A 17,386-nucleotide genomic window follows, 5' to 3' on the forward strand; every position below is an offset into this window, starting at 1 on the left:
ACGGAAGGGCTACTATTATAGTAAGGTTAAGAAAGGATTAACATGACAACTTTAGGCGAAATATTGTAAAATTGAGTGGTTGGCAGTGAGATTGCCTGCTGACGGGCTTTTGCAAAATTCATCTCAGTAAAAGGGATTTTTCCTATGTTGAAGTATTACATCAAGACCACGGAAGCTTTGAAGCGTCTGCGCACCGACAAGGATGGCGTGGTGTCGTTCGAGTACATCATCGTCGCGGCTTGCATCGTCGCCGTCGTGCTCGCGGTGTTCAAGACTGACACCAGCATCTCGACTGCTCTGTCCAACGGAATCACCAAGATCTCCAGCACTTTCTCGGGCCTCTGATCGACCGCCGGAGAGGGGCAGGACAGGGTCTGCCCCCCGAGCGACACGTTTAGATATGGGCGAGTGGAGGCCGCTGAATTTCGGCAGGCGAGAGTCCGGTTGAGTCTGCGATCTGGCTGACGCTGCCGACATCCGCAACGGCAATCTCAGGCTGCCTCCACTCAGGATTGCTTCGCCGGCCGTCATTTGGCAGCCTCTCTCCGATCCACGCAATTATTGCGCGTCCGACCTGCGACCACTGGCGGCCCGTCGCAGGGGCGCTGCCAAAATCTCGAACAACAGCCCCATGCAAAGTAGTGGGTGTGGCGGCCCGCGCTAGGTGTCTAGTCCCGGAGTGTGGGGGAATTAGCCATGCCGATCCCTCATTCTGGGAGTGCCTATGCCAAATACTCCATGGCACCGCCACGACAACGCACGCCATCCGAGCGGCGATACAGCGATCGAAGGCTTCGCTCAAAGAATTAGCAGCCCAGCACGGTCTCAATCAGAAGACCGTAACCGGTATGAGCTCCCACGTCTGCCGTGATCAGCGCGCGCGAGCGTAGCGGGTCGGCATCCAGTACTGGCGCATGGCCTCGACGACGTCCGGAATGTCGGTATGGGCGTTGCGCAGGAATTCCTCGGTCTCGCGGCCTGGCCTTGGCGGTCCAAGCAGTGGACGCCCTTGATTGTCGACGCAATGCAGCAGGATGGGCAGGAGCAAGCCGTGGTCTATGTTGCGGATGTCGAGCAGCGGGGCCCAGGCCGATAGTCTCAGCCGCATGGCGGCATAGAATCCCTGGCACCACGGCCGCGCATCGACGTCGCCATTCGGCTTGCGGCCATGGATTGGCGCGAACCGATGTGGTGCGGTGGAAAGAACGTTACTGATGTCGTTGTGGCGCAGCGCGACGGCCGAAATCGCAGCGAATTCCGGCGTGCCGCCGTGGTTGAATGCGTCGGCGTCGATGGCGAGTAGCGGACAGATCCAGTCGGGCGGACTCATCGACACCGGCCCGGCCACGATCGCGGCGACATAGCCGTCGAGCATGGAAAGATTCGTGGCGATGGGATGCTGCTCGGCGCGAGCCTGCAGCCAAGGCTCAAGCTCGTCGAGCGGCATCGCGGCTGCCGCCATCGATGATGAAGATGATGATGAACGGCGGCGTCGGCTCATGCAGCCTCCCGTGCGCTGAGCTCGCGGGCCGCCTTCCAGTTCCAGGGGAGAAGTTCGTGCAACTGGCGGCTCTTGGCCTGACCGGAGACGATGCGCTCCAGCACATCGACCAAATAGGCCTGCGGATCGAGTTCGTGGAGCTTTGCCGTATTGACCAGTGACCCAAGAATTGCCCAGCTCTCGGCGCCGCCCTCGCTACCGCTGAACAATGAGTTCCGCCTTCCCATCGCAATCGGGCGCATAGAACGCTCGACGGTGTTGCTGTCGACCTCGACGCGGCCGTCGCGGAGAAACAGCGTCAGTCCGTCCCAGTGATTGAGCGTATAGTTGATGGCCTCCGCCAGCTTCGACTGGGAGAACAGTTGGTCGAGCATCGAGGTCAGTCGCGCCTTCAGCACCTCCATCAGCGGTGCGGTCCTGGTGCGGCGGGCGGCAAGCCGCTGTTCGGCGCTCAAGCCGCGGATCTCGGCCTCGATGGCGTAGACCGCTTGCAGGCGCTCGATCATCTCGCGCGCGAACGGCGACTGCATCGTCTTGTACACCTCGACGAATTTGCGGCGGGCATGGGCGAGACAAAAAGCGAGCTGGATCGCGCCGCCATGACCGCGGGCAAGCGCTTTGTAGGCGGCATAGCCATCCACCTGCAGAATGCCGGAGAAGCCGGTTAGTTGCCCGGCGATCTCCTCGGTGCCGCGGCCATCGGCAAACACATAGGCGACCGCCGGCGGCGATGGGCCGCCCCACGGGCGATCATCCATCGCATGCGCCCAGAACTGGCAGATACGGGTGCGATGTCGCCCGGGATCGAGCACCGGCATCGGCGTCTCGTCGCAAAACAGCCGCGGCGAAGCCTGGATCGTCCGCAGCTGAAGTTCATAAAGGCTCTTGAGCCACCATGCCGCACGCTTCACCCAGCCGGCGAGCGTCGCGCGGTCGAGATGAATGCCCTGGCCAGCCAGGATCTGCACTTGGCGGTACAGCGGCAGATACCAGGCGAACTTCGAGACCACCACGTGAGTCACGAGTGCCGTCGATACCATTCCGCCCTCAACCAAACGCGGCAGCACCTTCGCCTGGACCACACCGTCGGTGCAGCTGCGACAGGCGTACTTGGGGCGGATCGTCCGCAGCACCCGCAGGATCGCCGGGATCACGTCCAACACCTCGCTGACGTCCTCGCCGATCTTGTGAAGCTGACCCTGACAGCACGGGCACGCGGTCGCTGCCGGCTCCAGCACCTGCTCGCAGCGCGGCAGGTGCTTGGGCAGCGCACCGATGTTGCGGCGCGCCTTCTTGCGCGGCTTGTCGGACGGCTTCGTCGCGGGCGTATCGTCGTTGGTCGGCGCAGGCAGCGTGGTGGCGTCGGTCTCGAGATCGCCCAGCTCGAGCGCCAGTTGGGCCGCGACAATCACCGCAAGCCGCTCCGAGCGCTTCCCGAAAATCATCTCTTTGAGCGTCTGCATCGCCACGCGCAGCTTCTCGTTCTCGGCGTCAAGCGCGAGCACCATCTCGGTTAGCGTTGCTGGATCGGCCGGGAGAGCGTCGGGGCGAATCGCCATGATCAAACGATACATCCGCGCGCCACAGGCTCCAGCGAAATCCTCACTTCTCAGCCGACAACCGCCGGCTGCTTCACAGGCTTGGGTGAGACACGCGTCCACTCCAGCCCGTCGAGCAGCATCGCAAGCTGCGTTGCACTGAGATGCACCACGCCATCGCGGATCGGCGGCCAGGTGAAGCGCCCCTGGTGCAGCCACTTCGTCACCAGCACCATGCCGCTGCCGTCCCACGCCAGAAGCTTCACTCGGTCCATGCGCTTGCTGCGGAACACGAAGACGTCGCCGCAATACGGGTTCGCACGCAGCGCTTCGCTCACCAGCGCCGACAGCGTGTGCACCGACTTGCGAAAGTCGACCGGCTGTGCCGCCAGCACCACCTTGAGGTCAGACCGTAATGCAATCAACGGATGCCCCGAAGCGCCGATAGCACTGTCGAAAGCGTCGCCAGCTCCACTCCGGGCTCGACCCGGACGCGTGCCCCGCCCACCTCGATCTCGATCGTCCCGCCAAGCTTGCCTGGGGGCGATGCCATCTGCGGCAGCACCTTATGCGCGGACGCGAACCGGTCCGGCTCGTCTGCCGTCGCCGGACCGCTCTCAGAAGCGATCCGGACCGGCACGAAGCCTGGCGCCTGAAAGCTCGCTGCCGTCGCGAACTTGCGCCGCCACACCGTCAGCAGCCCACGGACAACGCCATGGCGCCGAGCGACCTCGGAAATATTGGCCCCTTCCTCGAAGCTCTCCGCCACGATCCGGGCCTTCTCTTCCGCCGTCCAGTGCCGTCGCCGACGCTGCCCGGTGATCACCTCGATCCGACGATAGGAGCCGCCTTCCTGCCTGGCATCAAGCATGGCTTCATGCATGGCATCTGCCATAGCCCACCTCCAAAAAACAGGTCATACCAGGCTGTATCGCAGCTCATTCGCGCGATGCCCAGGTGGGGGGCTCATGCCGGTTACAGAAGACCGTTGCCAAGTGGCGTAAACGCGCCTTCATCCACGATGCGCCGATGGGCTCCAAGACCGTGCGCTCGACCGCGGAAGAGGCGATGGTCGTCGCCTTCCGCAACTACACATTGCTGCCTCTGGATGACTGTCTCTACGCATTGCAGGCAGCGATCCCGCATCTCACGCGTTCGTCCCTGCACCGCTGCCTGCAACGTCACGGGATCAGCCGCTTGCCCGAGATCGCCGGCGACAAGCCCCGCAGGCAACCCTTCAAGCGCTACCCAATTGGCTACTTCCACATCGACATCGCCGAAGTTCGCACCGAGGAAGGCAAACTCTATCTCTTATGGCGGTGGACCGGACCGCCAAGTATGCCTTTGCACGGCTGGTGAGAAAGGCCACGGGTGCCGCGGCCAGGGCCTTCCTCGAAGAGTTGGTGGCAGCTATCCCTTACCAGATCCACACTGTGCTGACCGACAACGGTATCTAGTTCGCCGATCTGCTCAAGAATCGCGGTGGCGCCATCGCAAGCTGGCGCGGCACCCCTTCGACCGAGCCTGCCTAGGACATGGCATCGAACATCGCCTGACCAAACCCAATCACCCTTGGACTAACGTCAGGTCGAGAGAATGAACCGCACGCTTAAGGAGGCCACTGTCCGGCGATACCACTACGAGACCCATCGCCAACTGGAAGATCACCTCGCTGCCTTCGTTGAAGCCTACAACTTCGCCAGATGCCTTAAAACCCTACACGGTCTCACACCCTATGAAGCCATCTGCAAGGCATGGGCTGACGAGCCAACCCGCTTCAAGATCGATCCCATCCACTTGACTTCGGGACTGAACACCTAGGCCAGTCAACACACCTAGGCCAGTCACACCTAGGCCAGTCAACTTGACACGTCGGGCAATTCAGCGATATTCTTCTAATATTCCGAAATCGTACGAGCGACCCCATTCGGGCATTTTGTCGCAATATTTCCCTTGCATTGACCCCGTAGAAGCCACGCACCGTATTCGCACGGAGCGGCTTCACCGGGTTACAGAGCGTTCGGAAAGTCCGAGCTATCTCAAAGGATTCCGGTCATTTGCGTGGTGACAACCTGCCCGTGTGAGCCGCTCGCCGCTGTGTCAGTAGGGTTAACAAACGATTACCGGATGACAGCCAACTGGCGAAAGATTATAAACAAATTCCAGTTGGCACCGGAATTGCTGGCCAACAGTAATCGCGCAAATTCATCTCAAGAGGGATATTTTCCTATGCTCAATTACTTTACCGAGACCAAGGAAGCTTTCAAGCGGCTGGCCACCGACAAGGACGGAGTCGTGTCGTTCGAATACATCATCGTCGCCGCGTGCATCGTCGCCGTGGTGCTCGCCGTGTTCAAGACCGACACCAGCATCTCGACCGCTCTGCACAACGGTATCGTCAAGATCTCGAGCACTATGAGTGGCCTCTGATCGATCTCGCGAGAGAGGGGCGGGCTCACGTCTTCCCCTCTTTCACCTCCATTCTTCTACGGCATTTTATTTTCAAGTCGGATTGGACGTACGTCTGCTTTTTTGAAGAAGCCCCTCAAAGCCAATGAAGGATTTTTCCGGTGTTGGGGTATTGCGATAAGATCATTGATGCTTTGATGCCTCCTCACGGACAGAGGCGGAGTGGTATCCTTCGAATACGTGATCGTCGCTGTTTGTGTCGTGGTCGCCGTGGTCGCCGTGATCGCTGTTTTCGATCCCGACAATCGTCGACGGTAATCGCGATTGGTGCTGCCATCGTCGCTGCAACTTGAGCTTAAATCACCTTCTGACGGAGACATTTGAATCTACGACTGCTTTTTTGAGACGCGCATTTTTTATTTTCTTGAGGCAAGTATTTGATGAGTTGGATTGTGCCCATAGCCTCGGTTCTGCAAATCCTGTTGCTGCTGTATGTGGCAACGATCGATGTCGCGACACGACTGATACGAAACGAGATCTGTCTAGCCCTGGCGCTGCTCGGGGGCGCCAGCCAACTGGCTAGCCCGATGCTGATTGCGCAGTCGCTGATCGTCGCAGCGATCCTGTTTCTGCTGCTGTTCGCTGTATACACGCGAGGAGCGATCGGCGGTGGCGACGTCAAGTTGCTGGTCGCCCTGGCAATTGGCCTGCCGCTAACCGGCGTGATCGAGCTGTTAACCATCACCTCGCTGGCCGGCGGCGTGCTTGCCCTTTCGCATCTGGTGATGCGCAATCTGCCATATCCGAAACTGGCTCCCGCCGGGTCGTCGTTCGCGCGCCGGGTCTACGCGGTAGAGCGTTGGCGCCATCTGCGGCACGCACCGCTGCCGTACGGCGTTGCTATAGCCTGCGGTGGCATCTGGACCATTTTGAGCAAAGGAATTTGAGATGTCATCCGCTTTGCGTATTTCGATCATCGTGGTGCTGTTGCTGGCAACCACCGCGTTCGGGCTGATTGCTCTCAATTTGAACCAGCCGAAACAAGCCCCCGTGGCGGTTGCGGACGGCGCTCCGGCTCCAGCAGCTGCGCCCGCGACTGTGGGCTATTTTGTTGCGGCGCGGCCGCTGCCAAGGGGGACATTGGCCCGCGACGAAGACTTCGCTGTGCGCACGTCTGCACCGGAAAGTGTTCCAGCGGGAGCGATCCTTGAGACGCCCGCCTCCAAAGCTGGACTTCCCGGTGCTCTGGTTCGCAAATTCGTCGACGCCGGCAGTCCCGTGACGTTGCAAGACATCCTGCGTCCGAAGGATCGCGGTTTTCTTGCCAGTGTCTTGGCACCGGACAGCCGTGCCATCAGCATCAAGGTTGACGAAGAGTCCGGCGTCTCTGGCCTGATCAGGCCAGGCGACTACGTGGATGTTTTGTTGACCCAGGTGTTCGAGAAGGCAAATCCGGCGCGCCGTGCACTGAGCGAAACCGTTCTGCGGAATGTTCGGGTCATCGCTATCGATCAGGAGATCGTGCAGGGCGGGCGCGGCATCAGCGGCGTGACAGGCAAACAGGCGCAAACCGTTTCACTGGAGCTTGGGCCTGACCAGGTCAAGAAGATCACGGTCGCAAAACAACTCGGGACGCTCTCACTGTCCGTGCGCGCGGCTGTCGATCAATGGGACAAGGTAGACGACGGCGCCATGTCGAGCTGCGATGTATCACCTGAACTCGCCCGCCAGAATGCAATTGCTGGCCAGACGACGGCGGTGGTTGTTCATTCCGGCGGCGAGCGCAAGGAGTTCTCGGTCAGGAAGGAAGACCCAGACAACGTCACTGGCGTTAGCTGCGATGGGTCGCCAGAGGTTGCCCGCCAGACTACAGCGGCGGCAGCGGGTTACACCGGCAAGTTGCAGGAGAAGAGGTGATGAACTTGGCAATGGTAAGCCCGCCTGAAGCTGTCTCGGTTGTCGCGCGCGACAGAGTCGTTTGCTTCGTCGACGACGAGATCAGTGCCGCGGCTCTGCGAAAAGGCCTCGAAGGCAGCAACCTGGCGATCAGGCGCGGTACGATCCGCAATGCCATACGGATGCTCGAATCCGACACTGAGCTGTTTGCGCTGGTGGTCGACATCAGTGGTATCGATGATCCATTTGCCGAGTTGGAAAGGTTGGCAAGCGTCTGCCCACCCGATGTCAGGGTGTCTCTGGTCGGTGAGAGCAGGGAGATCACGTTCTACCGGGAGCTGATGGAAATCGGTATCACCGAGTATCTTCCGAAGCCGCTCACGCGGGACACCGTAATGGATTTGCTGCGTCCGAAGCTGCTCGGCGACGTGCCGACTGCTCAGGCCGATCGTGGTGGGCATGTGATCTCGATCTGCGGGGCGCAGGGAGGAGCCGGAGCAACCAGCATCGCCATTAACCTCGCGCTGCAACTCGCCGAGGCCACCAAGGCCAAGGTGGCGCTGCTTGACCTCCATCTGCAGAATGGTGAAACGGCAGTTATGTTGGGCGTTCAGCCCGGGCCGGGACTCCGGATTGCCCTGGAAAACCCGTTGCGGGCGGACACGTTATTCCTCGAGCGCGCGGCCATCGATGTCAACGAGCGGGTATGCCTGATTTCTGCCGATGAAGAGCTGGATGCACAGCTCGACATCACCGAGGCCGGCGTCCGGCACGTGCTCGGTCTGCTTCGTCAGCGTTTCAACTACATTGTCGTCGACGTACCGGTCCCGTTTGGGCCGTCGATGTATCCGGTCATCAAGCTGTCGCGTCACGTTCTTGTGCTGCTGGAGGCCGAAGTCACCGGACTGCGCAACGCCCACGCGCTGCGCAACGCCGTCACCAACATCGCCGGCAAGGATCGGGTCTTCACCTTGCTCAATCGCGCCAACCGGCCCGGTGGCCTTCCCAGGGCGACGATCGTCAAGGCCCTGGGCGCGGAGCCGGACATGGTGATCCCCGATCTCGGCAAGGGGATGACCCAGGCCGTCAACCTCGGAATTCCGGCCCTCAAGCACGTCAAGGGATTGCGACGTCACCTCGCCCCGATCGTGCGGGAGATCGCGGGCGTCGGGGGCGACAAGCGGAAGGGACGATTACGGAGGCTGCTTCGGCTATGAAAAAGTTTGGAAGGCGCGCAGACGATTTGGCGGCCCGGTTGCCTTCACTGACGGCCCATCTGCCTGAATCGCCAAGCTTGACGGCTCCGACGATGAGCGCGCCGGCGCCAAGCTCGCCTGCATCGGCGCCAAGCCAGCCGCCGAAGCGCGAAGAGCCCGTCCATCATCATCCGGTGATGTCGGCATCGTTGCGCGAGCGGGTCATCGAGCAGATCGAGCCCTCGGCGGCGGCGACTGTTCCGCGCGAAATTCTGCGGCGGCAGATCGAGGAAATCATCCACGGCATCGCCAACCAGGAACGGCTTGAACTGTCGGGCCGCGAGCAGCTTCTGCTGGCGGACGAGATCGCGGACGACATGACCGGCTACGGGCCGCTGCGTCCGCTGCTGCTCGATGAAACGATCAACGACGTGATGGTCAACGGACCGAGCAACATCTATGTCGAGCGAGCCGGCAAGCTGGAGCGGGTCGCGGTCCGCTTTCGCGACAATGACCACATCGCATCGGTGGCGCAGAAGATCGCCGCGCAGGTCGGCCGCCGCGTCGACGAATCCAGCCCGATGGTGGACTGCCGCCTGCCGGACGGCAGCCGCGTCAACATCATCCTGCCGCCGCTGGCAATTCATAGTCCCTGCATCTCGATCCGAAAATTCCCGGCCCGCCGGCTCAACATCGCGGGATTGATCGAGAACGGTTCGATGAGCACGGGCATCGGCCAGGTGCTCGAGCTGGCGTCCCGTTGCCGGCTCAATGTGCTGGTCTCCGGCGGCACCGGCTCCGGCAAGACGACGCTGCTCAACGCCATGAGCCAGTTCATCGACCACGGCGAGCGCATCGTCACCATCGAGGACGCGGCGGAGTTGCAGCTGCAGCAGCCGCACGTGATCAGCCTGGAGACGCGGCCGCCGAGCCTCGAAGGCACCGGGCAGGTGACCCAGCGCGATCTGTTGTGGAATGCGCTGCGCATGCGCCCAGACCGGATCGTGGTCGGCGAGGTGCGCAGCATCGAAGCGTTCGACATGCTGCAGGCCATGAACACGGGTCATGACGGCTCGATTTCCACGGTGCATGCCAACAGCACCCGCGACGCCCTGACCCGCGTCGAAAACATGGTTCAGATGGGACAGGCCAATCTGCCGCCGCGGGCGATCAGAACCCAGATCGTCGCGGCATTGGACCTCATCGTCCAGGTCGAACGCATGCGGGATGGCGCGCGCCGGATCGTCCAGATCAGCGAGGTGGTCGGCCTGGAAGGCGAGGTGATCACCACCAACGACATTGCCGTGTTCGAGTACAAGGAAGAAGACGTTCACGGCAGGATACAAGGCGTTTACAAGTCCACCAACGCGGTCCCGAAGTTCAAGAGCCGTCTTGCCTATTACGGACTCGAGCGGGCCTGGGCCGAGGCTATGGCGCAGATATGATTCCGGTGTCCGTCATCGTCGCCGTCCTTGGGCTGCTGATGTGCGCAGCGTGTACAACGTTGTGGCTCGACGCCCGGCAGCGTCGCATCGATCGTCAGGTGGCGGTAGCCTTGCCGGCGTCGCGGTCGGCCGACCTGCCATCCATTCGTCGTGCGGAAACCGGATCGCGCTCGGAGTTCTTGTACCGCCTGGCCGGTTACAGGCCCGGTGTCCCCTATTTCCTGCACCCGGCCTATGTGGTGATGGCCGGCATCTTCGCGGGGACGTTGACCTTCTATGCCGCCAGCCTGTTGGGATTCTCCTCCGGCAAAGTGTCGATCGCGGCGGCATTTGTCACCATCATGGTCGTGCGAGGTCTGTTCAAATGGCAGCAACGTCGCTTTACCGACGGGCTGTTCCGGCAATTGCCCGACGCGGTCCAGCTGGTCACGAGCACCGTGCGATCGGGGCTGCCGGTCCACGAAGCATTCCGAACCATTGCGCGAGAGATGCCGCAGCCGACTGCCGGACAGTTCGCGATTGCATGCAGCGAATTGAATCTGGGCAGGCCCCCGGAGGAGGTGGTGGAAGGCATCTACCGCCGCACGGACGTCACGGAGTATGGCATCTTTGCAGTGACGCTTGCCGTGCAGTTGAAGTCGGGCGGCAGTCTGGCCGAAACCCTGCAGACGCTGGCGGAGACCGTGCGGCAGCGTGTTGCGATGGCCGCGCGCGCCAAGGCTCTGGCGGCGGAGGTGATCTTTTCCTCACGCGCACTGGTCGCCGCGCCGTTCATCATCGCCGGGGTGATCTACGGGCTCAACCCGGAAATGATCAACGTGCTTTTCTATGATCCCACCGGAAACACGATGCTGGGCTACGCGGTGACCTCGGTAATCCTCGGGCACTTCGTGATCCGCTGGATGATCAGAAGGAATACCGCGCTATGACCGCAACTCTCGGCCTGGTTGCTCTCGCCATCGCTGCTGCGACCGCGACTCTCCTGATGCTCATCCGCGAAATGCACCTTCGTGCGTTGGACACGCGGGTGTCGAACGCGGTGCTGGGTATCTCTGACCAATCGGTCCGCTCCAGGGACGTGGTCGGCTGGTTCTCATCGCTAGGCGCGCGTTACCGGCGCTTCTACGCCGAGGAAAACATCGAGGAGTTGCGAACGATCCTGCAAGCGGCGGGATTCAATCATCATCGGGTCTTGCCGATCTGGATCGGTGTCAAGATCTTCAGCATGTTTGCGTGTCCGATCGTTGCCTTCCTGGTGGCGCAGGTTCTGGACGCGAACGTGTTGGTCTTTACGCTGGTCGGCCTGGTGCTCGGGATCATGGGACCGCGATTGATCATGCTGGTGCTGAAGCGGCGTTTCGATGCGGCGATTCGGCTGGGCATGCCGGATGCCATCGATCTGCTGGTCGTGTGCAGCGAGGCGGGCATGGGCCTGGAGAGCGCCCTGCAACGCGTGGCGGCCGAAATCGTCCAGACCAATCCGCCGATGGCCCGCGTCCTCACCGACCTTCTCGACGATCTCCGCGTCCTGCCAAATCGCTTCGACGCATTCGAGAAAATGGGCGCGAGGTCGGAGGGGCTTCGCCGCTTCGGCACCATGATCAGCCAGAGCCTGCAATACGGCACACCGTTGAGCCAGGCGCTGCGCAGCATCGCCGCCGACCTCCGCCGCGAACGCATCACCAAGCTGGAAGAAAAGGCCCACAAGCTGGGCGCCAAGCTGACCGTTCCGATGGTGCTGTTTCTGCTGCCGGCGATGTTCGTCATCCTCGGCGGCGGACCGATGCTGAATCTCATCAAGGCGTTCAAATGAACGCAAACGTGGACCGGAGCCAGGAGCGTGGTCACCATTGAGATTTTGGCCATGAGAAGCGTTCGGACCCGATCGAGGTCTGTCATGAGCCGCTGGGTTTCCTTCCTGGCGGATCAACGGGGCGCCGCCGCATTGGAGGTGCCGGCCATCTGGCTGTTTCTGATGTTGATCATCCTTCTGCCGCTTGCCGACATTGCGGTCGCCGGGTTTCAGTTTATCTCCGCGCGGCAGGCATTGCGCAACTTCGGGCAATCGATCCTGTATGCTCCGCCACCGGACGTCACGAACGCGTCCGCCTGGTCGTCGACCGCGACGGCCAAGGCCGACTCCCGTTACCCGATTCCCAGCATCCAACTCATTTGCGGCGACAGCAATGCTGTCTGCACGTCGGCTAACTCCGGTGCCGACCAGCCGAAATACTACGTGTACTCAACGACGGTCACGTTGACGCCGATCGTGACGAGGACGTGGTTGTGCAACAGCACCAATACCAATCCCTGTTCGTTCACCCTGTCTTACTCAGAGCGATTTCAATAGGACCTGCCATGCGCAACATCCTTCGTTCCCGTCGAGGTTCAGTCGCATTCGCAACCGTCATTGCCCTGGTGCCTGCGATCGGATTTGTGGCACTCGGGGGCGAGGCGGGATCGTGGTATGTCACCAAGCAGCGCGCCCAGAGTGCAGCCGATGCGGCCGCCTATTCGGGCGCCTTGCGGTTGGCTTGCGACACCGCTCCGCAGCCCGGCGTATCGTGCAACAATACGCAGGCCTACGATTACCGCGGCAGGCAGGCTGCAGCCCAGAATGCGTTCTGCAATTCGGGCGATACGTCCTATTCCGGCTCCAAATGTTCGTCGAGCCTTGGGAGCGGAGTCTCTCAGAGCGTGCAGGTCGCTTCGCTGACGTCCTGGAACGGGACCCCGGGGACATACGTCCAGGCCACCGTTGGCCAGCAGCAGCCGGCATACATCGCTAAGGCGCTCGGCTTGTCGACGATCAACTTGAACGCTACGGCAGTCGCCAGGATTGATAATTTGGCAAAACCGCCATGTGTTCTGGCCTTGAAGGACTCCGTTACCTTTCAGGGTAGCCCTACCGTTTCGTCGTCGACGTGCGGTATCTCGTCGGACAGTTCCGCGTCAAACGCGATCGGCTTCGTCGGCAATAACGGCATCCAGGTGAGCGCGCCGAGCTACACGGTCGGCGGTTGTTCCCAGACGGGCGGCAGCCAGTGCACGGGCGTGCTAACCTATCAGCAGCCAATCCCGGATCCGCTCAGTGCAGTTGGTGCAGCGATGGCCAAGTTGAAGCTGTCGGATTTCCCGGGCGGGACAGCGGGGCAGTGCGCATCGTTGCAGTCGTATGAAGCCGGTTCTTGCTGCAATGTCCCGACGGGCAACTTCGACCTAAGCGGCACATTAAACGGCACCTACTACTTCTGCAGTGGAAACATCAGGATAAGGAGCTCTTCGACGACTGTCACATCTGGAGCGCTCGGGACCACCTTGATATTTCTCATGAGCGCAACGCTGACGGTCAGTGGCGGCCCATTGATCCAGATCACGGCAGTGAAGAATCCTGCGGGACCATTGGCGCTTTCGTCCGTCAGCAGCAAGATGATAGACCTGCTCATCTATGATGGTGAGGCGACTGGAGGAGTTAGCCTCAGCGGCAGTTCAAGCAGCTATTTCAATGGCACGGTCTATATACCAAACAGTCCCGTCACTTACGGAGGCAACAGTCTGTCGACTGCCCCCAGTCCGGGTTGCTACCAGGTCATCGCGTACGCTGTGAAGTTTCAGGGCGATACGAAACTGGACAACAGCAAATGTAAGTCAGATGGGGCGGCCACGCCTACCGTTCAAACCGTGCGTTTGATGCAGCAATGGCAATGAAGATACTCGACCAACGCGGCGCCGCGGCGTTTGAGTTTTGCATCGTCGCCATGGCGATTTTTGCGTTGATCTTTGCCATCTTTGATCTCGGACGTTACGCAATCGCGATGCAGTCGTTGCGGTCGCTCGCGGGCGCTGGTGCGCGGGCAGCCATGCTCGACGACTGCTACGCAAGCGCCGCGCTCAAGACAGCAACCAGCGTCACCTGTAGCGGTGACTACCTGCCCGACGCGACGAAGCGAGCGCTTGCCCCATTCCTCTATGCCAACAGTCTCACGCCTACAGTGAATACGGTAACAGGAACCTCTGCGGTTACAGTTACGGCATCGCTGCAAGGGTTCACCATGATGTTTCCAACGATATGGGGCTCATCGTTCAACAACCCGAGCGCCTCCACCCAGATTCCACTGCCGAACTGAAAGAGTTCGCGTCTGTTGGGCTTCTGCGGGAGCACGTGAAGCGAGAATCACGGAAGCCCGGACCGAGCCAGTTACCTGCACAGACCGATCCGATTTGTCCGCTTCCAGGCCGACAACGTCGGCAATCCCGCCGTGCGGCAGGCCGGCAGGTACCCAGAGTGGTGCGCACTGGCAACATCGCGGAGTTTTCTCTTGCGTTGCCGCAACCTTGCGACGGTCTTTCCTTGCAAACGATGCTTGCGACGGGGGATTATCTCCGGGTCGCGTTTGCGGCTGGCGGGTGCCCGGGCGGGGCCCAGGCAGTAGGGTTCACTCCTTGCCCAGCGCGCCAGAAATGGGAATTTGTAGGTAACTATTTGTAATCGGACACATTGTAAGCTCCACGGCGTAAGTGTGCGAAGGAGAGTGATGGGGACGCCGGGGGAGCCGTAATTTTACGGATAGCCGCGATAGCGGCGGCGGAGGGGATTCGAAATGAGTGGCGGTCGCGTTTGGGGTAGCGCGCAACGTGGTCTCTTCGCCTTGAGCCTGGTGGCTCTTGGCAGTGCGCTTGCCTTTTTCCCGTCCGCTGATCGCGCGCGGGCGGCGGAGCGCCGGGGCTCTTCCAGCGGCGTCTTTGTCAGCGAGATGAACGACGTCCAGCGCGTCAGGGTGACGGTCAACAAGTCGCGGACCTTCAGGGTCGACACGGCTTTTGCGACCATCGTGACCGGCTCGCCCGACATCGCCGACGTCAAGTCGCTGAGCGACCACCTGCTCTACATCCAGGGCAAGAAGACCGGCACCACCAACGTCATCCTGTTCGACACCTCGATGAAACAGATCGGCATCCTCGACGTCGAGGTGACATTCGATATCGGCAATCTGCAGCAGAACATCCATGCCGGCACCGGCACCCGCAGCATTCGCGTGTCCGCCTCCGAAGGCCAGGTGGTACTGAGCGGGGTGGCCGCCGATGCCGTCGCCGCGGAGCGAGCGCTGACGATCGCCAAGGGCAGCGTTCCCGAGGGCGGTATCGTCGTCAATGCCATGAGCGTTGCGGCGCCGCAGCAGGTGATGCTCGAGGTGCGCTTCCTCGAGGTCAATCGCGACGCTGGACGCCAGTTGGGCGTGAACCTTTATGCAGCGAATGCCAATGGGACTAATGTTGGAAATACGGGGGTAGGCGGGGTCACGGCGGTAGGCCGAAGGCCGATCGGTGGAATCAACAATAGTGCCCTCGGTAATGGCGGGGGGCAGGTTGGATCTCCTCCGACGGGGAGCCTTCCGGTACTTGGAACAGCGGGAACGCTCCTTGGTGCCGCCGGCGGCGTAGCGCCCGTTCCGTTCGGAAGTTTGTTGACCAGCATCATCCGAACCAGCAACGGTAGCTCAGTAGACCTGTTGCTCTCGGCATTGGAAACGAAGGGATTGGTTCGCTCGCTGGCGGAGCCGAACCTAGTCACGCTGTCGGGCGACGCCGCGCGCTTCCTGGCCGGTGGCCAGATTCCAGTTCCCACAGTGCAGCCGGGAAGCGTAAATGGTTTCGCCCAGGTTACGACCCAATACCAGCCGTTCGGCGTGGAATTATCCTTCGTTCCCACGGTCCTTTCGCGAGGCACTATCAATTTGAGGATTGAACCTTCAGTAAGCGAACTCGACTTCTCGAATGCTGTGACGATCGCCGGGACTCAAGTCCCAGCGCTGACTAGTAGGAGCGCGAGAACCACCGTCGAGCTGCGTGACGGCCAGAGCTTTGCGGTTGCCGGCCTGTTGCAGACCCGGAATGTCCAGGACGTATCGCAGTTGCCCTGGATCGGCTCGGTGCCGGTGCTCGGCACACTATTCAGCAGCAAGTCCTACCAGCAGCAGGAAACCGACCTCGTTATCATCGTGACGCCGCGCTTGGTGGCGCCGGCGGCGCCCGGCCAGCAACTGGCGTCGCCGCTCGATTCACGCCTGCCGGCCAATGACGTCGATTTCTTCCTCAACGGCCAGATGGAAGTGCGCAAGCGCTACGACGACTACGTCAATTCCGGCGGCGACGTGAAGGGACCTTATGGCCACATCATCGCGCCCAATGCGGTCGTGCCCGCTCCGCCACCGGCTGCCGCGGCGGACCAGCCGGTCGTGAAAACGCTGAACTAGAGGAGGCGAGTGATGACCATCAGATATCTGGCTCTGCTCGCCCCCGTGCTGCTCGGCGGCTGTTACGGCGTCTACGGGCATGACGAGATGGACCGCTACGTGCAGCGTTCTGACACCATCACGATGAGTGCCGGCAATGCCAAGGAAGTCAACATCGCCACCCACACGATCCATCCATGGCCGGCCTATGTCGGCGATCGCCGGATCGCGTACGACGCGCGGCGGACGAGCGGTGCCGTGCAGCGCTATGGCAACCAGCAACGCCCGCTCGATCAGCTCCCTGATGTGGGCGATCCTACCAAGGCGATGGGCCAGCCGCCGCCCGTCACCACAATTCAGAACGTCAACACAACCGGATTGGGAGCGGGCACCGGAGGATCGGTGGCGGTCGGCGTAGGAAAATAAATAAACGTGCTCGGTCGCACGGTCTGTTTTTCGCAGGTAGTTTCACGATGGTTTTTCGAATGACGCAGGTAAGTCGCTGGGACTTGACCATGGGACGAGGATTTCGACGTCTCATTCCGGCGCTCGCCTGTTGCTGGCTGGCGACCGGCCTCGCGGCGTGCGACTACACGACCCGGGAAGCCGCCATCGTCGCCCCCGTGGATCCGCCGGGCGGCGACCCCGTGCAGGAGCCGACCGACGTCAAATATTATCCGTCCGACGAGCCGGTGCGGCTGGGACTGGAGCATTTCAACCGCGGCAACTACGGCATAGCCCAACGCTATTTCAAGGACGCCGTCGAGAAATCGCCGAAGGATGTGACCGCCTGGGTCGGTCTCGCGGCGAGCTATGACCGGATCCGCCGCTTCGACCTGGCCGATCAGGCCTATGCGCAAGCGATCCGCCTCGGCGGCAAGACCGTGCAGGTCCTGAACGATCAGGGCTATTCCTACATGCTGCGCGGCAATCTGGGCGGGGCGCGGCGCAAGTTCGAGGAGGCCTATTCGCTCGATCCGGGCAACCCGGTGATCGCCAACAACCTCGAGCTGCTCAACGGCAGCCGGAAGTTCATCGAGCGGCCGCCGAACAACCAGCCGTAAGCCGGCTTCGCCGCAGTAGCTTGATCTTAATGACGTTTCTGTGTTTGCCCGTTTTCGGGCGATGGGGTGTTAAGACAAGTTAAATGCTTTGGAACTAAGACAAG

At 61.3% G+C, this 17,386-nt stretch carries 18 protein-coding genes and 1 pseudogene; 15 read left to right on the top strand and 4 right to left on the bottom strand.

Going from position 1 to position 17,386, the window contains the following annotated elements:
• The first annotated feature begins 144 nt into the window (after nt 1–144).
• A complete protein-coding gene (locus XI02_RS17525) occupies nt 145–345 on the top strand; it encodes a Flp family type IVb pilin (RefSeq protein ID WP_016845996.1) in 201 nt (66 codons plus the stop codon).
• 526 nt (nt 346–871) lie between these two features.
• On the opposite strand, the gene XI02_RS17530 is transcribed toward XI02_RS17525, so the two are convergent.
• Genes XI02_RS17530 through XI02_RS46380 form a run of 4 tightly spaced genes read right to left on the bottom strand, consistent with a single transcriptional unit; the run spans nt 872 to nt 3,934 of the window.
• Nucleotides 872–1,447 carry a UPF0149 family protein gene (locus tag XI02_RS17530; protein ID WP_244980693.1) on the bottom strand — a complete coding sequence of 192 codons (576 nt, stop codon included), beginning with the start codon at nt 1,445–1,447 and terminating at the stop codon, nt 872–874.
• A gap of 50 nt (nt 1,448–1,497) precedes the next feature.
• On the bottom strand, nt 1,498–3,060 hold the full coding sequence (locus XI02_RS17535) for an IS66 family transposase (RefSeq protein WP_194483463.1): 1,563 nt from the start codon (nt 3,058–3,060) through the stop codon (nt 1,498–1,500).
• A 50-nt stretch (nt 3,061–3,110) separates the two neighbouring features.
• Nucleotides 3,111–3,464, bottom strand: coding sequence for an IS66 family insertion sequence element accessory protein TnpB (tnpB, locus tag XI02_RS17540; protein ID WP_027577378.1), 354 nt, complete (start codon nt 3,462–3,464; stop codon nt 3,111–3,113).
• Nucleotides 3,461–3,934: a transposase gene (locus tag XI02_RS46380; protein ID WP_172648098.1), complete on the bottom strand. Its 474-nt coding sequence runs from the start codon at nt 3,932–3,934 to the stop codon at nt 3,461–3,463. The genes tnpB and XI02_RS46380 overlap by 4 nt, the downstream gene beginning before the upstream one ends.
• A 35-nt stretch (nt 3,935–3,969) precedes the next feature.
• Between XI02_RS46380 and XI02_RS17550 the strand changes: the two are divergent.
• The 14 genes and pseudogenes from XI02_RS17550 to XI02_RS17615 all read left to right on the top strand — a co-directional run bounded on the left by XI02_RS17550 (nt 3,970) and on the right by XI02_RS17615 (nt 17,282).
• Nucleotides 3,970–4,860, top strand: a pseudogene (locus tag XI02_RS17550) (IS481 family transposase).
• A gap of 408 nt (nt 4,861–5,268) precedes the next feature.
• Nucleotides 5,269–5,469, top strand: coding sequence for a Flp family type IVb pilin (locus XI02_RS17555; RefSeq protein WP_016845998.1), 201 nt, complete (start codon nt 5,269–5,271; stop codon nt 5,467–5,469).
• Nucleotides 5,470–5,888: 419 nt separating this feature from the next.
• On the top strand, nt 5,889–6,395 hold the full coding sequence (locus tag XI02_RS17560; RefSeq protein ID WP_172648097.1) for a prepilin peptidase: 507 nt from the start codon (nt 5,889–5,891) through the stop codon (nt 6,393–6,395).
• A gap of 1 nt (nt 6,396) precedes the next feature.
• Nucleotides 6,397–7,365 (top strand): Flp pilus assembly protein CpaB, encoded by a 969-nt coding sequence (gene cpaB / locus XI02_RS17565; RefSeq protein WP_172648096.1) that lies wholly within the window; start codon nt 6,397–6,399, stop codon nt 7,363–7,365.
• On the top strand, nt 7,365–8,561 hold the full coding sequence (locus XI02_RS17570; RefSeq protein WP_172648095.1) for an AAA family ATPase: 1,197 nt from the start codon (nt 7,365–7,367) through the stop codon (nt 8,559–8,561). The genes cpaB and XI02_RS17570 overlap by 1 nt, the downstream gene beginning before the upstream one ends.
• The gene (locus tag XI02_RS17575) at nt 8,558–9,985 is read left to right on the top strand and encodes a CpaF family protein (RefSeq protein ID WP_194483464.1); all 1,428 of its coding nucleotides are present in this window, start codon (nt 8,558–8,560) and stop codon (nt 9,983–9,985) included. The genes XI02_RS17570 and XI02_RS17575 overlap by 4 nt, the downstream gene beginning before the upstream one ends.
• Nucleotides 9,982–10,914: a type II secretion system F family protein gene (locus XI02_RS17580; RefSeq protein ID WP_172648093.1), complete on the top strand. Its 933-nt coding sequence runs from the start codon at nt 9,982–9,984 to the stop codon at nt 10,912–10,914. The genes XI02_RS17575 and XI02_RS17580 overlap by 4 nt, the downstream gene beginning before the upstream one ends.
• Nucleotides 10,911–11,798 carry a type II secretion system F family protein gene (locus tag XI02_RS17585; protein WP_172648092.1) on the top strand — a complete coding sequence of 296 codons (888 nt, stop codon included), beginning with the start codon at nt 10,911–10,913 and terminating at the stop codon, nt 11,796–11,798. The genes XI02_RS17580 and XI02_RS17585 overlap by 4 nt, the downstream gene beginning before the upstream one ends.
• A gap of 84 nt (nt 11,799–11,882) precedes the next feature.
• Entirely contained in the window at nt 11,883–12,335 is a 453-nt protein-coding gene (locus tag XI02_RS17590) for a hypothetical protein (protein WP_172648091.1), read from the top strand.
• 8 nt (nt 12,336–12,343) lie between these two features.
• Nucleotides 12,344–13,693: a pilus assembly protein TadG-related protein gene (locus XI02_RS17595; RefSeq protein WP_172648090.1), complete on the top strand. Its 1,350-nt coding sequence runs from the start codon at nt 12,344–12,346 to the stop codon at nt 13,691–13,693.
• Entirely contained in the window at nt 13,684–14,112 is a 429-nt protein-coding gene (locus tag XI02_RS17600) for a TadE/TadG family type IV pilus assembly protein (protein ID WP_246783624.1), read from the top strand. The genes XI02_RS17595 and XI02_RS17600 overlap by 10 nt, the downstream gene beginning before the upstream one ends.
• A 474-nt stretch (nt 14,113–14,586) precedes the next feature.
• Nucleotides 14,587–16,239: a type II and III secretion system protein family protein gene (locus tag XI02_RS17605; protein ID WP_172648088.1), complete on the top strand. Its 1,653-nt coding sequence runs from the start codon at nt 14,587–14,589 to the stop codon at nt 16,237–16,239.
• 12 nt (nt 16,240–16,251) lie between these two features.
• Nucleotides 16,252–16,644, top strand: coding sequence for a hypothetical protein (locus XI02_RS17610; RefSeq protein WP_172648087.1), 393 nt, complete (start codon nt 16,252–16,254; stop codon nt 16,642–16,644).
• Nucleotides 16,645–16,733: 89 nt separating this feature from the next.
• Complete coding sequence (locus tag XI02_RS17615; protein ID WP_244980691.1) at nt 16,734–17,282, top strand: tetratricopeptide repeat protein; 549 nt, start codon at nt 16,734–16,736, stop codon at nt 17,280–17,282.
• The last annotated feature ends 104 nt before the right edge of the window (nt 17,283–17,386 follow it).

The organism is Bradyrhizobium sp. CCBAU 21365 (genome assembly GCF_015291305.1).
GTDB classification, from domain to species: domain Bacteria; phylum Pseudomonadota; class Alphaproteobacteria; order Rhizobiales; family Xanthobacteraceae; genus Bradyrhizobium; species Bradyrhizobium elkanii.

What these genes read in the sequence shown, in the direction of transcription:
- XI02_RS17525 (WP_016845996.1), top strand. Translation starts at nt 145, where the DNA reads ATGTTGAAGTATTACATCAAGACCACGGAAGCTTTGAAGCGTCTGCGC.
- XI02_RS17530 (WP_244980693.1), bottom strand. Translation starts at nt 1,447, where the DNA reads ATGCCGCTCGACGAGCTTGAGCCTTGGCTGCAGGCTCGCGCCGAGCAG.
- XI02_RS17535 (WP_194483463.1), bottom strand. Translation starts at nt 3,060, where the DNA reads ATGGCGATTCGCCCCGACGCTCTCCCGGCCGATCCAGCAACGCTAACC.
- XI02_RS46380 (WP_172648098.1), bottom strand. Translation starts at nt 3,934, where the DNA reads ATGGCAGATGCCATGCATGAAGCCATGCTTGATGCCAGGCAGGAAGGC.
- XI02_RS17555 (WP_016845998.1), top strand. Translation starts at nt 5,269, where the DNA reads ATGCTCAATTACTTTACCGAGACCAAGGAAGCTTTCAAGCGGCTGGCC.
- XI02_RS17560 (WP_172648097.1), top strand. Translation starts at nt 5,889, where the DNA reads ATGAGTTGGATTGTGCCCATAGCCTCGGTTCTGCAAATCCTGTTGCTG.
- cpaB (WP_172648096.1), top strand. Translation starts at nt 6,397, where the DNA reads ATGTCATCCGCTTTGCGTATTTCGATCATCGTGGTGCTGTTGCTGGCA.
- XI02_RS17570 (WP_172648095.1), top strand. Translation starts at nt 7,365, where the DNA reads ATGAACTTGGCAATGGTAAGCCCGCCTGAAGCTGTCTCGGTTGTCGCG.
- XI02_RS17575 (WP_194483464.1), top strand. Translation starts at nt 8,558, where the DNA reads ATGAAAAAGTTTGGAAGGCGCGCAGACGATTTGGCGGCCCGGTTGCCT.
- XI02_RS17580 (WP_172648093.1), top strand. Translation starts at nt 9,982, where the DNA reads ATGATTCCGGTGTCCGTCATCGTCGCCGTCCTTGGGCTGCTGATGTGC.
- XI02_RS17585 (WP_172648092.1), top strand. Translation starts at nt 10,911, where the DNA reads ATGACCGCAACTCTCGGCCTGGTTGCTCTCGCCATCGCTGCTGCGACC.
- XI02_RS17590 (WP_172648091.1), top strand. Translation starts at nt 11,883, where the DNA reads ATGAGCCGCTGGGTTTCCTTCCTGGCGGATCAACGGGGCGCCGCCGCA.
- XI02_RS17595 (WP_172648090.1), top strand. Translation starts at nt 12,344, where the DNA reads ATGCGCAACATCCTTCGTTCCCGTCGAGGTTCAGTCGCATTCGCAACC.
- XI02_RS17600 (WP_246783624.1), top strand. Translation starts at nt 13,684, where the DNA reads ATGGCAATGAAGATACTCGACCAACGCGGCGCCGCGGCGTTTGAGTTT.
- XI02_RS17605 (WP_172648088.1), top strand. Translation starts at nt 14,587, where the DNA reads ATGAGTGGCGGTCGCGTTTGGGGTAGCGCGCAACGTGGTCTCTTCGCC.
- XI02_RS17610 (WP_172648087.1), top strand. Translation starts at nt 16,252, where the DNA reads ATGACCATCAGATATCTGGCTCTGCTCGCCCCCGTGCTGCTCGGCGGC.
- XI02_RS17615 (WP_244980691.1), top strand. Translation starts at nt 16,734, where the DNA reads ATGGGACGAGGATTTCGACGTCTCATTCCGGCGCTCGCCTGTTGCTGG.